At 62.2% G+C, this 13,286-nt stretch carries 11 protein-coding genes; 3 read left to right on the plus strand and 8 right to left on the minus strand.

From position 1 onward, the window contains the following. The 3 genes from LLH00_15795 to LLH00_15805 form a co-directional block, all read left to right on the plus strand. The coding region (locus LLH00_15795) for a hypothetical protein (protein MCE5272744.1) at positions 1 to 1,048 on the plus strand (1,048 nt) is incomplete at its 5' end. A 68-nt stretch (positions 1,049 to 1,116) separates the two neighbouring features. Then, positions 1,117 to 2,343: a glycosyltransferase gene (locus LLH00_15800; protein ID MCE5272745.1), complete on the plus strand. Its 1,227-nt coding sequence runs from the start codon at positions 1,117 to 1,119 to the stop codon at positions 2,341 to 2,343. 120 nt (positions 2,344 to 2,463) lie between these two features. After that, the gene (locus tag LLH00_15805; GenBank protein MCE5272746.1) at positions 2,464 to 3,477 is read left to right on the plus strand and encodes a YncE family protein; all 1,014 of its coding nucleotides are present in this window, start codon (positions 2,464 to 2,466) and stop codon (positions 3,475 to 3,477) included. An 803-nt stretch (positions 3,478 to 4,280) separates the two neighbouring features. On the opposite strand, the gene LLH00_15810 is transcribed toward LLH00_15805, so the two are convergent. The 8 genes from LLH00_15810 to purB form a co-directional block, all read right to left on the minus strand. Next, a complete protein-coding gene (locus LLH00_15810; GenBank protein MCE5272747.1) occupies positions 4,281 to 4,616 on the minus strand; it encodes a DUF86 domain-containing protein in 336 nt (111 codons plus the stop codon). Continuing rightward, positions 4,613 to 4,903 carry a nucleotidyltransferase family protein gene (locus LLH00_15815; protein MCE5272748.1) on the minus strand — a complete coding sequence of 97 codons (291 nt, stop codon included), beginning with the start codon at positions 4,901 to 4,903 and terminating at the stop codon, positions 4,613 to 4,615. Before LLH00_15815 ends, LLH00_15810 begins: the two co-directional genes overlap by 4 nt. A gap of 123 nt (positions 4,904 to 5,026) precedes the next feature. Next, positions 5,027 to 7,738 (minus strand): pyruvate, phosphate dikinase, encoded by a 2,712-nt coding sequence (gene ppdK, locus LLH00_15820; GenBank protein ID MCE5272749.1) that lies wholly within the window; start codon positions 7,736 to 7,738, stop codon positions 5,027 to 5,029. Between the two features lie 110 nt (positions 7,739 to 7,848). After that, positions 7,849 to 9,318: an amidophosphoribosyltransferase gene (gene purF / locus LLH00_15825; GenBank protein MCE5272750.1), complete on the minus strand. Its 1,470-nt coding sequence runs from the start codon at positions 9,316 to 9,318 to the stop codon at positions 7,849 to 7,851. Between the two features lie 169 nt (positions 9,319 to 9,487). Next, on the minus strand, positions 9,488 to 10,225 hold the full coding sequence (gene pssA / locus LLH00_15830) for a CDP-diacylglycerol--serine O-phosphatidyltransferase (GenBank protein ID MCE5272751.1): 738 nt from the start codon (positions 10,223 to 10,225) through the stop codon (positions 9,488 to 9,490). Beyond that, on the minus strand, positions 10,216 to 10,896 hold the full coding sequence (locus LLH00_15835; protein ID MCE5272752.1) for a phosphatidylserine decarboxylase family protein: 681 nt from the start codon (positions 10,894 to 10,896) through the stop codon (positions 10,216 to 10,218). Before LLH00_15835 ends, pssA begins: the two co-directional genes overlap by 10 nt. Positions 10,897 to 10,902: 6 nt before the next feature. Further along, on the minus strand, positions 10,903 to 11,808 hold the full coding sequence (locus LLH00_15840; protein ID MCE5272753.1) for a phosphoribosylaminoimidazolesuccinocarboxamide synthase: 906 nt from the start codon (positions 11,806 to 11,808) through the stop codon (positions 10,903 to 10,905). Positions 11,809 to 11,879: 71 nt separating this feature from the next. Continuing rightward, positions 11,880 to 13,181 (minus strand): adenylosuccinate lyase, encoded by a 1,302-nt coding sequence (purB, locus tag LLH00_15845; GenBank protein MCE5272754.1) that lies wholly within the window; start codon positions 13,179 to 13,181, stop codon positions 11,880 to 11,882. Positions 13,182 to 13,286 lie beyond the last annotated feature (105 nt).

Below are 13,286 nucleotides of genomic sequence, written 5' to 3' on the forward strand. Positions count from 1 at the left end.
CACCAAGGCCGCCGGGGTGGGCTGTTTCATCTACTACAACACCACCGAGAGCGAGTGGTGGTACGCCCGCGAGAGGTACCCGGAAAGCATCGCCCGGGACGAGAACGGCAACACGATCAACGCCTACAAGGGCGCCAGCTACCCCGACAGCCAGGCCTGCTGGCTGATGAACTCCGACCCGGAATCGTCGTTCGGCAAGGGCCTGGCGGATGAGGCCCGCGAGATGGTGGAGACCTACCCCGATATCGCCGGTTTTTTCTGGGATGTCTACGGCCGTAGTTACCGTTTCGATTTCGCCCACGATGACGGGATCACGATGGTCAACAACAAGCCGGCCTATTTCCCGGAGTTCATGTACGAGCGCATGATGGCAAAGCACATCGGCCCGCTGCTGCACGAAAGCGGCCGCTTCATCACCTGCAACAAGCCTACCATGGTCACCGGCTGCAAGGGTATCGACGGGATCATGGCCAAGGAGGACACCCCGGATGAGGAAAAGCCGGCCTGGCTGGTGTCGCAGAGCTACCTCTGCCTGAACCGCCACGGCATGATCCTGGACGGCCGCGCCTGGCAGCACCCCGAGCGCACGCTGCTCAACTGCCTGCGCTACGGCTATTTCTATTCCGCGTTCCCCGCACCCGCGCCGGGGGATGGCGAATACGCGGCTGCGCAGAAAACCCGCGCCCTGGCCATAGAGCAGAACTATCTGCCCCTGTTCAAGCTGCTCAAGGGCAAGAAATGGGTTTTCCACCCGCGCGCACTTGAGCTGCCGCCCATGACCGACGGGAACGTGTTCCGGCTGGAGGACGGCTCGGTGATGGTGGTGATGGTCAGTATCTGGCGCGAGCTTCATAATGTGCCCGGCACGGTGCCAGAGCTGAGCCTGGCCGTGCGCCTTCCCGATGCCGGGGATTTCAACAAGTTCACCCTCTACCAGCCGGACAAGCCGTCCGAGGCCGCGCTCCGTCCCGCCGGACGCGAGGGTGACACCCTGCTGTTCCGGGTCCCGGAGCACGGCAAGGCCAGTGTGATCGTAATGCGCAAGTGATTTTTCCCTGGATGATAAACACACCGAACGGAGGGACTTCTTGAAGGACTGTCAAGTGGAGAAAACGGATGCTTGAGGCCTTTTGGGAGTCCCTTTTCGTCGCTGTTCCGCTCTGGGTGCAACTGGTGAGCCTGGCCGCGGCAGCGCTCGGGCTGGGCCAGCTTCTTTTCGCCCTGGCCGCCATTGTCCTGCAGCGCCGCGGCCCCGGGAGCGGCCATTCCACCGTCACCTCTGCCTACACTCCATCCTGCGCGGTCATTATCCCCACCAAGGGCTTGCCAGAGCGGGCGGCCCTGCATTTCGGCTCGGCCCTGCGCCAGGACTACCCGGACTATGAGGTCTATTTCGTGGTCGAGGCGGAGTCCGACCCCGGCGCGCCGTTCCTGCGCGAGCTGATCGCGGGCAACCCGCGGGCGCATCTGGTGGTTGCGGGCATGTCCACCGCGTGCAGCCAGAAAAACCACAACATGCTGGCCGGGGTGAAAGCCGCCGGTGAGGTGGAGGTGCTGGCTTTCGCCGACAACGATGTCGAACTGCCCGCCGACTGGCTGCGCCGTCTGGTGGCCCCCCTGGCGAGTGAGAAAGTTGCGGTCAGCTCGGGGTTCCGCTGGATCGAGCCCGAGCGCGGAGACCCTGCGGCCCAGGCCCACGTGCTGATGAACGCGGCCATGTACTCGTACATGTCGGTGCTGGCTGCGGTGCAGGGCAATTTTGTCTGGGGCGGCTCGTTCGCCCTGCGGCGCGAGACCTACGCGCGCCTGGGCGTGGCCCCGCGCTGGGCCGAGACTTTCTCCGATGACATGGCCCTGGCTGAGATACTTTTCCGCAGCGGCGAGCGCAGTGTGCTCGTGCCCGGCCTGATGCTGCACAGCGACGAGGCGTTCCGCAGCCTGGGCCAGGCCACCGGCTGGTTCCGGCGGCAGGTGCTCTGCCTCAAGGCGCATTACTACAACATCTGGCGTCTGGCCGGGTTACCGGTGTTCCTGTTCACCGCCGGGCTGTACATTTTTCTGCCCGTGGCCCTGGCCGGGGCGCTGTTGACCGGAGGGAGCTTTTGGAATTGGGGCGGGGGAGCGCCGCTGACCTTTTTCGCTCTGGAGGGGTTGACTCACCTGGCCTACGGCTGTCTGGGGCGGGTGCGCCACCTGTGGCGCTTCGTACTCAGCGCGCCGCTCCTTCTTGCCACCCTGATATGCGGGTTCCTTCTCACCCTGGGCGACTGGCGCATGCGCTGGTCCGGCGCGACCTATGTGTTCAACCGCCAGGGGAAAGTGGTACGGGTGGAACGGAGGTGAACGGGATAGCTTTAAAGAGTTATGCATAATGCTCCGTGTAACCGGAACTATTCCGGGAGTTGTACTCGAATACCGGAGTAAAGGCGAAAGCCTTACGTACAAGTGAAAGGCGGTTGTGGAATGAGAAAGCTCATGTTGCTTTTCAGCTTAGCTTTTGCCGTAAGCCTATATGCGGAGTCCCCCGGCTACCATGTCATCCAGCGAATCCAGGTGGGCGGCGAGAGTGGCTGGGATTATCTGACCGTGGATGGCGCGGCGAAGCGGCTGTACGTTTCACACGCCACACACGTTGTTGTGGTCGACCTCGCGGCTGGCAAGGTGGCGGGCGACATTCCAGGGACGTCGGGAGTGCATGGAATCGCGCTTGCGCCCGAGCTCGGACGCGGGTTTATCAGTTGCGGGCGGGCGGATACGGTGGTTATTTTCGACCTGAAGACCCTTGAAGTCCTCGACCGGGCGCCGGCCGGCTCGAACCCGGATGCCATCCTGTATGACCCGGCCAGCAGTCGCGTCTTCGCCTTTAACGGCCGGAGCCACAACGCCACGGTCATCGAGGCCGCCAGCGGCAAGGTCGCCGGTACGATCGAGCTGGACGGCAAGCCCGAGTTTGCGAGGGCTGACGGCAACGGCAAAGTATATGTCAACATCGAGGACAAGAGTGAGGTTGCCGAAATAGACAGCCACGAACTCACCGTGACCCGCAGGTTCCCGCTCGCTCCGGGCGAGGAGCCCTCCGGAATGGGGTTCGACATCAAGCATCACCGGATATATTCCGGCTGCGGCAACAAAGTCATGACTGTCCTGGATACTGAAACCGGCAAAGTGATCGCCACGGCGCCGATTGGGGAGGACTGCGACGGGGTCGGGTTCGACCCTGGGACCGGGCTGGCTTTCGCCTCCTGCGGGGACGGTACGTTGGCTGTGGTCCAGGAGACCTCGCCGGGCAAGTTCGAGGTCGTGGAAACCGTGACGACCCAGAGCGAGTCGCGCACGATGACGGTCGATCCCACGACGCACATTGTCTATGCGCCGGCGGCGGAATACACCCAGCCCCCGGCCAAGGCGACAGCCGGCCTGCGGCACAGACGGAAAGTGATCGCGGACAGCTTCTCAATCCTCGTGATCGGGAAATAAGGCTGCTGAATGCCGCTGCGCCAGAGGGCCACTTGTATGCGCCGGAGTGGTCCTCTGACGTGGGAGGCGGCTGTTGACACACCCCGCCGGGCTGCGCCGCCACCCCTCTGGGTGACTGGCGCATGCGCTGGTCCGGCGCGACCTACGTGTTCAACCGCGAGGGACGGGTGGTGCGGGTGGAGCGGGGGTAGGGCCAGGGCGACGCAGCCGGCGGGGTGTGTAATATAACCGTCCCGCCACATTCCGAATACAGGCCGGACCATCTAAAAAGAGATGTTCCATTACACTCTTCAGATAATAGACACATTGATAAATTATCAAAAAAGCTTGACAATCCAAATATAGCTGATAATCTTGAAATAGAAGAGAAAGCCGAAACAACAGCCCGCATTCCAGTTCTCACACCAAGGGGGGGAGATGCGTAAACTGATCGGTCTGTTTTTGGTCGTGTTGACTGCGGCCTTGGTGGCATGCAGCGCGGATTCTCTCCCTACCGCCGCGGGGCCCTCCTACGACCCGTCATCCAATGGAAACAACCACAGCGCCTCGATACACGAAGATGGCATGGTAATAGACGGCAATCAACGAATAAAACAGAGCGGCCGTTAAGAAAACGCGTGAAAACAAAGCCGGCCCCCGGAAGATTTCCGGGGGCCGGCTCGTTTTACAGGTAAATCCCCCTCGATCCCCCTTTACGAAAGGGGGACGGAGCGGTGCTTACTTCGTGCCGCTTTCCACCTTGGCGCCGCCTTCCTTGATCACGGCATGCGCCGCGGCCAGGCGGGTTTTACAAAAAGCCTGTCTCAAGTTGTGTCTTTCAGGGCGGCCTCGACTATCTTCTTCAACTCGGGCAGGTCTTTCTCTATCACCCGCCATACCGCGGGCAAGTCCACACCCATGTAGTGGTGAATCAGAAAATCCCTGAAACCGGCGATACTTTTCCAGTCAATATGTGGGCGGCTGTCCTTGAACTCCGGGCTAAGCCTCTTGGCGGCCTCACCGATCACCTCGAAATTGCGGATCGCCGCATCGTGCCAGTGGGTCGCGGCCAGGAACTCCTCCTGTCCCACCGCGGCATAAGTCTCTATCCGGCGGATCGATTCGAGTATATGACGGAGGTACATCTCATCGCGGTTCATAGTGGCCTGGCGTCCCTGAGCACGCTCTCGCGGATGAAGGGCGAAAGGGACCCGCTTGTAACCAGGTCCACCCGGCAGCCGGTCAGGGCCTCCACATCCTGCTTGAGCGCGATCAGATCGAGCAGCGAGGCCTCGGGGGAGAGGTCCACCAGAAGGTCCAGGTCACTGCCGGGGTGCGCCTCCCCGCGGGCCAGGGAGCCGAACAAACGCGGGTTGGACGCCCCGCGCTCGTGCACCAGGCGCAGGATGTCCTCGCGTTTCTGCTTGACTGTCTCGGTGGCGGTCATGGTGTGTCTCCGGGGTACAAAGTAATTATAAAACGAATAACCGTAAATACAAAACAAAACCGGCCCCCGGGATAATCTCCGGGGGCCGGCTCGTTTCACAGCATCATTGCCAGTGTGGAAAGCTTACTTGGTGCCGCTTTCCACCTTGGAGCCCTTCTCCTTGATCACGGCGTGGGCCGCGGCCAGGCGGGCGATGGGCACACGGTACGGGGAGCAGGAGACATAGTTCATGCCCACGCGGTGGCAGAACTCCACGCTCTTGGGCTCGCCGCCGTGCTCGCCGCAGATTCCGACCTTGAGGGTCGGGCGGGTCTTGCGGCCGCGCTCGATGCCGATCTGGATGAGCTGGCCGATACCCTCCTGGTCCAGCACCTGGAACGGGTCCTCGGGCAGGATGTTCATGTCGACATAGCCCGGCAGGAAACGGCCCGCGTCATCGCGGCTGTAGCCGAAACCCATCTGGGTCAGGTCGTTGGTGCCGAAACTGAAGAACTCGGCGTACTCGGCGATCTTGTCCGCGATAAGTGCGGCGCGCGGAATCTCGATCATCGTGCCGACCATGTAGGGCAGCTCGAAACCGTACTCGGCGAACACCTTCTTGGCAGTGTCGACAATAAGCTGCTTCTGGTTGATGATTTCACCGGTGGTTCCCACCAGCGGGACCATCACCTCGGGCTTCGAGTCGATCTTGTCTTTCTTCTTCAGCTCGCAGGCGGCCTCGAAAATGGCGCGGGCCTGCATCTCGCTGATCTCGGGATAGGTGACGCCCAGACGGCAGCCGCGGTGGCCGAGCATGGGGTTCAGCTCGTGCAGCGAGGCGACCTTGTTCTTCACTTTCTCCACCGGCACACCCATTTCCTTGGCCATCTCGGCCTGGTTGGCGTCCTCCTGCGGCAGGAACTCGTGCAGCGGCGGGTCCAACAGGCGGATCGTGACCGGCTTGCCGGCCATTACCTTGAAGATGCCGTAGAAATCATCGCGCTGGTAGGGCAACAGCTTGGCCAGGGCTTTCTTGCGGCCCGCGGTGTCATCGGCCAGGATCATCTCGCGCATGGCCTTGATCCGGTCGCCCTCGAAGAACATATGCTCGGTGCGGCAGAGCCCGATGCCCTCGGCCCCGAACTTGATCGCCACCTCGGCGTCGTGCGGGGTGTCGGCGTTGGTGCGCACGCCGATCTTGCGGATCTCATCCGCCCAGCCCATGATTTTGCCGAAATCGCCGCTCACGTCAACCGAGGTGGTGGGCACCTGGCCCAGCATGACCTCGCCCGAGGAGCCGTTGAGCGAAATCCACTCGCCTTCCTTGACTGTCACGTCCTTGCCGGCGATAGTAAACAGCTTCTTCTTGTAGTCGATCTCTGCCGCGCCGCAACCGGCCACGCAGCACTTGCCCATGCCGCGGGCCACCACGGCCGCGTGACTGGTCATGCCGCCGAAAGCGGTCAGGATGCCCTGGGCCACGTTCATGCCGCCGATATCCTCGGGGCTGGTCTCGATACGGACCAGGATGACTTTCTCACCCTTGGCGGCCCACTCCTCGGCGTCATCCGAGTGGAACACCACCTTTCCGCTGGCAGCGCCGGGAGAGGCGGGAAGACCCTTGGCGATGACAGTCTTCTTGGCCTTGGGGTCAAACATCGGGTGCAGGAGCTGGTCCAACTGGGTGGGCTCGATGCGGCTGACCGCTTTGGTCTTGTCGATCAGGCCCTCGGCGACCATGTCCACGGCGATCTTGACCGCGGCGGCGGCGGTGCGCTTGCCGTTACGGGTCTGGAGCATCCAGAGCTTGCCTTTCTGGATGGTGAACTCGATATCCTGCATATCCTTGTAATGCTTTTCGAGCTTCAGGTAAATGGCCTCGAGGGTCTTGTAGGCCGCGGGCATCAGGGCCTGCAGGGTCACCTGGTCGGCCGAGCTCTTGGTGGAGTCGTTGACCGGCTGCGGGGTGCGGATACCGGCCACCACGTCCTCGCCCTGGGCATTGACCAGGTATTCGCCGAAGAACAGGTTGGTGCCGGTAGCCGGGTCGCGGGTGAACGCCACGCCGGTGCCGCTGTCATCGCCCATGTTGCCGAACACCATGGCCTGCACGTTGACCGCGGTGCCCCAGTCCTCGGGGATGCCATTGAGCTTGCGGTACTTGATCGCGCGGGCGCCCATCCAGGATCCGAACACCGCCTCGATCGCACCCCAGAGCTGCTCCCACGGGTCCTCGGGGAACTTGACGCCCTTGCGCTTCTCGATCATGGCCTTGAACTCGACCACCAACTCCTTGAGGTCCTTGGCGGTCAGGTCGGTGTCGAGCTTGACGCCCAGCTTGGCTTTCTTGTGCTTGAGCACTTCCTCGAACGGGTCTTCCTCTTCCTTGCTCTCGGGCTTCAGGCCCATGACAACGTCGCCGTACATCTGGACGAAGCGGCGGTAGCTGTCCCAGCCGAAACGCTCGTTGCCGCTCTGCTTGATCAGGCCCTGGACCGTGACGTCGTTGAGGCCGAGGTTGAGCACGGTGTCCATCATGCCGGGCATGGACACGCGGGCGCCGGAGCGCACCGAGACGAGCAGGGGGTTGACCTTGTCGCCGAACTGAGCGCCCATGATCTTCTCGATGTTGGTCATAGCCTTGCGGATATCGCCGTCCAGCTCGGACGGGTACTTGCGGTCGAGCTTGTAGTAGACCGTGCACATCTCGGTGGTGATCGTAAAACCGGCGGGCACCGGGATGCCGAGGTTGCTCATCTCGGCCAGGTTGGCGCCCTTGCCGCCCAGCAGGTTTTTCATGTCCGCACGACCCTCGGCCTTGCCGTCGCCGAAGGTATAGACATACTTGTCGCTCATTACAGTCCTCCGAAAAAGATTGGTTATTATTCTGCCCCGTCCCGGTCAGGTTCACACTGATAGCCGAAGGGGTCGACCCACCCCGGCCGCCACTTCCAGAGCTCCGGGACTCAGCTCTTCTTCCCATTGTCCAGAAGCGAGGTCTGGACATCCTCATGCATGCACTTATGAATGTTACGTTCGAACTCCACCGCGTACTTGCCGTTGAAACAGGCCATGCAGTAATCCTCCACCCGGTTCCCGGTCAGCTCGTAGAGGCCTTTCTCGCTCAGGTAGCCCAGCGATTCCACCCCGATGTAGGTGGCGATCTCCTCCACCGTGTGGCTGGAGGCAATCAGCTCGCTGCGGGTGGGCATATCGATGCCATAATAACACGGGTACCGTATGGGTGGGCTCGAGATTCGCATGTGAATCTCGCGTGCTCCGGCCTGGCGGATCATGCGCATCAGCCTCCGGCTGGTGGTGCCGCGCACGATCGAGTCATCCACCACCACCACGGATTTGCCGCTGACTATCTCGCGCACGGGGTTGTACTTGATCCGCACCCCGATGTCACGGATGTTCTGGCTCGGGTGGATGAAAGTGCGCCCCACGTAGTGGTTGCGGATCAGGCCGAACTCGATCGGGATGCCGCTTTCCTCAGAAAACCCCAGGGCCGCCGAGTTGCTGCTGTCCGGGACCGAGAACACGATGTCCGCGCCGGGGGCGGGATGCTCGTGGGCCAGCATGCGGCCGTACAAGCGGCGCACGCGGTCGACATTCTGGCCGAACACCCGCGAGTCGGGGCGAGAGAAATAGATATGCTCGAAGACGCACTGCTGACGGTTCTGGCGGGGGAAAGGACGGAAACTGCTGAGCCCGGAGGCGCTCAGGCGGATGATCTCGCCCGGCTCGACATCCCGCTCGTAGCGGGCGTTGATTATGTCCAGGGCGCAGGTCTCGCTGGCCACCACCCAGCCCTCGCCCAGACGGCCGAGGACCAGGGGACGGTAGCCCCGCGGGTCGCGCGCGGCGTAGATCTCGTTGTTGACCAGCATCACAACGCAGTAGGCGCCCTTAACCTGCCCCAGGGCGTCCGCGATCTTGTCCACCGGGTCCTTGTAGCTGGAGCGGGCGATCAGGTGCAGGATCACCTCGGTGTCGGTGGAGCTGTGGAATATCGCGCCCTGGTCGATCAGCTCGGCGCGCAGGCGCAGGGTGTTGACCAGGTTGCCGTTGTGGCCGATGGCGATGAAGCCGTCCTTGAAATCCGAGATCAGGGGCTGGACATTGCGGGTGACACTGCCGCCGGTGGTGGAATAGCGGTTGTGGCCGATGGAGATATGGCCTTTGAGGCCTTCGAGGATGGCAGTGTTGAAAATATCGGCCACCAGGCCGGTGCCGCGGTGGTTGTAGAACGAAGAACCGTCGGTGCTGACAATCCCGGCGCTCTCCTGGCCGCGGTGCTGGAGAGCGTACAGCCCGTAGTAGGCGAGCTCGCCGGCGCCAGTCAAGTTGTAAGCCCCGAAAACTCCGCAGTATTCACCGATACTGTCGTCGTGTTCCGGCGTTACACTATCGTTAGTCTGGTCGTCTATCATAGAGCGCTTATCATTCTCCACATTATGCAACCGATTCCGGGTCATCCGGCAAGTCACAGCCTCCGCCCGCTCCGGAATAGGTGTCGTAAAGACTTATAATATATAATAATTGGTCAATCGGGGCAAGGGATTTGTGGGATTAAGCCGCAGTCGGCCCTCCGGCTTGGTGTCAGGGACGTTTCTCCGGTGAGCGCGGGACCGCACCGGCCACGATGGCCCGGGCCACCCCGAAACTGACATAGAGGAACACCGCCGGGAACAGCACCAGTTGCCAGAAATACAGAATCACCGCCCCGGTGAGAGCAAAAAACGCCAGTCCCAGGCGGCCGGAATAGGTGTCGAGCTTGAAATGCGGCATGCTCGGGTATTCCACGGTGCTGACCATCAGGCCGGCCAGCAGAAGGATCATGAACACCAGGAAACGGTTGTAGGGCAGGCTGGCCAGGTGGGTCTGGAAAAACCAGGTCCGGCTGAACGGGACGAAACTGATCAGGGCCGAGGCGGCCATCGGGATGGGCAGGCCCTTGAAACAGGTCTTGTCCGGCCCCTTGGTCTCCACGTTGAAACGCGCCAGGCGCAGGGCGCCGCAGAGCACGAAAAGGAACGCCACCATCCACGACCACTCACCGTGGCTGCGCAGGAAAAACTGGTACATGATTATCCCAGGCGCCACGCCGAAACTGACCAGGTCGGCCAGGGAGTCGAGCTCCACCCCGAAACGGCTGGAGGTGTTCGAAAACAGGGCCACCTTGCCGTCCATGAAATCCAGCAGCGCCGCCATCACGATCAGCCAGCACGAGAGCATCAGCTCGCCGCGCATGGTGCTGATCACGGCGTAAAACCCGCACAGAAGGTTGCCCGAGGTGAAAGCGCTGGGCAGGATGTAGGTGGACTTTCTTATCCGCATGGCAACTCCGCCAGCACACTCTCGCCGGCAGTGACAGACTGGCCGGGGCTGACTGCCACCCGGGCCGTGGTGGGAAGGAAGACCTCAAGACGCGAGCCGAAACGGATCATCCCGTAGCGTTCGCCCCGCACTGCGCTGTCACCCTCCGCCACCGGGCAGACAATCCGCCGCGCGACAAGGCCGGCAATCTGGCGCACGAGAATCCTGGTCCCATCCGCTGTGCACAGCCCCAGGCTCATGGCCTCGTTGTCCAGGCTTGCCTTGTCGAAAGAGGCGTTGAGGAACTTGCCCGGGCGGTAGGCGCGGTACTGCACGCTGCCGCTCACCGGGTAGCGGTTCACGTGCACCGAGAAAACGCTCATGAAAATACTGACCTTGAGCGCCGGGCCTTTAATATAGTCCGTCTCCTCGATTGTCTCCACGGCCAGCACGCGGCCATCCGCCGGGCTCAGCACCAGCGCCTCACCCGGCGGGGCCTGGCGCTGCGGGTCGCGGAAAAAATAGAGGCTGAACGCCGCGACAAGGCCGGCGGTCAGCGCCAGGACCAAAAAGGTGTATTGCACCACGCCGCCCCACTGCCAGCGGAAACTCAGCCAGGCCGTGACCAGCAGCGCCAGGTGCAGCAACAGAAGGCCAAGGATTATCGGTACGCCTGCCCGGGCGATATTCATCTCCCCTCAACCGATCTCTTTGCCGGTGATCATCCGGAAGGCGGTCTTGTACAGGTCGCTCATGTAGCCGACCACATCCGCCGGAAGCTCGGGGCCCGGAGGGGTCTTGTCCCACTTGCCCTGGTCGGTCAGGTTCTGCAGCCAGTCACGCAGGGGCTGCTTGTCGAAGCCTTTCTGCTTCTCGCCGGCGCGGTAATTCTCGGCCAGCCAGAACCGGCTGCTGTCCGGGGTGAATATTTCATCGATCAGCACCAGGCGGCCGTCCAGCAGCCCGAACTCGAACTTGGTGTCAGCGATCAGAATTCCCCGACCGCGGGCGTACTCCGAGGCGTACTCGAACAGGGACAGCGATTTGTCGATGATCCGGTCGGCCAGGTCGACGCCGATGATCGAGCGCATCCGCTCGACCGAGATGTTCTCGTCGTGGCCGCTCTCGGCCTTGATCGAGGGGGTGAACAGGGGAGTCTCGAAACGCTGGTTCTCTTTCATGCCCTTGGGCATGGGCAGCTCGGCAACGGTGCCGTGCTGCTTGTATTCCTGCCAGGCGCTGCCGGCCAGGTAGCCGCGCACCACGCACTCGATGGCCACTGTCTCGGTGCGGCGGCAGAGGGCGGTGCGGCCCTCGAGGATAGCTTCCTTACCAGCCAGGGCCGGAACGAGAGACACTATTTTCTTTGGGTCCGTGGCCTCGATGTGGTTCTCCACCACGTGGCGCGTGCGGTCGAACCAGAAAGCGCTCAGGGTGTTGAGCACCTTGCCTTTGCCGGGGATGCCGCCCGGCATCACCACGTCAAACGCGCTGATCCGGTCGGTGGCGACCAGCAGAAGCCGGTTGCCCAGAGTGTAGCAGTCACGCACTTTGCCCCGGTGCACCGGGCCGATTCCGAGGTCTGTCTCCCTGATTATTTCCATATCTTGGCACTCCTGAGTCATTGGGTCGTTCGTTTTGGCCGGTCGGGCCGGGTCGCGGCACAGGTGACGGCTCAGGAAATCAATCCCACCCGCCGGAACGTATAATCCACGTTCCTGGTGTGGACGCTCATGTCGAACAGACTTTCCAGCTCCTGACGGCTGAATGCGGCGGCAACCTCCGGGTCGGCCAGCAGGGTCTCCAGGAAATCCACGTCCTTTTCCCAGACCTGCATGGCGCAACGCTGTACGGTCCGGTAGCCGGACTCGCGGCTGAAACCTTTCTCGGTCAGGGCCAGCAGCACGCGCTGCGAAAAGATCAGCCCGTGCAGACGGTTAAGGTTCTTGAGCATGTTCTCGGGATACACCAGCAGCTTGTCCACCAGCTGGCCGAACTTGACCAGCATGTAGTAGACAGTCATCGTGCTGTCGGGAAGGATCACCCGCTCCACGCTGCTGTGCGAGATGTCGCGCTCGTGCCAGAGGGCCTGGTTCTCGAACGCGGCCAGGCAGTTGCCCCGGATGATACGGGCCATGCCGCAGAGACGCTCGCTCACTATCGGGTTGCGCTTGTGTGGCATGGCGCTCGAGCCTTTCTGGCCCTTCGAGAAATACTCCTCCGCCTCCAGCACCTCGGTGCGCTGAAGGTGGCGGATCTCAAGGGCGAACTTGTCGATCGAGCCGGCCAGCACGGCCAGGGCGGCCATGTACTCGGCGTGCAGGTCGCGCTGGATGATCTGGGTGCTGATATTGGCCGGCTTGAGGCCCAGCCTGGCGCAGACATACTCCTCGACCTGGGGCTCCATGTGGGCGTAGGTGCCCACCGCGCCGCTGATCTTGCCCACCGAGGCGTTGTCCACCGCCCGGCGCAGGCGCTCGACCCCGCGCACCAGCTCATCGTACCAGAGGGCCATCTTGAGGCCGAAAGTGATGGGCTCGGCGTGGATGCCGTGGCTGCGGCCCATCATCAGGGTATCCTTGTGCTCCAGGGCGCGCCGCTTGACCGCGGGCAGCACCTTGTTCTCCAACTGGTCCAGGATCAGACGGCCGGCCTCGCGCATCTGCAGGGCCAGAGTGGTGTCAAGAAGGTCGGAACTGGTCATGCCCTGGTGGATGAAACGCGAATCCTCGCCCACGTACTCGGCCACGTTGGTCAGGAACGCGATCACGTCGTGCTTGACCTCTTCCTCGATTTCCAGCACGCGCGCCACATCGAACCTGGCCCGGGTGCGGATATTCTCCACCGCGGAGGCGGGTATCTTGCCCATCTGACTCTGGGCCTCGCAGGCCAGGATTTCGATCTCCAGCCAGTAGGTGAAACGCTGCTCGTCACTCCAGATCTTTTCTATCTCTGGAAGGGTGTAACGCGGGATCATGAAACTCTCTCTCTGGATTGTGGGTGTTAAGACCAGCCTGCATAACAGAAATCGAATTATAATCCCGGAGCCCGTCCGGGGCAACCATTTTCGCCCGGGACGGGC

Source organism: bacterium (genome assembly GCA_021372515.1).
Lineage (GTDB): Bacteria > Gemmatimonadota > Glassbacteria > GWA2-58-10 > GWA2-58-10 > JAJFUG01.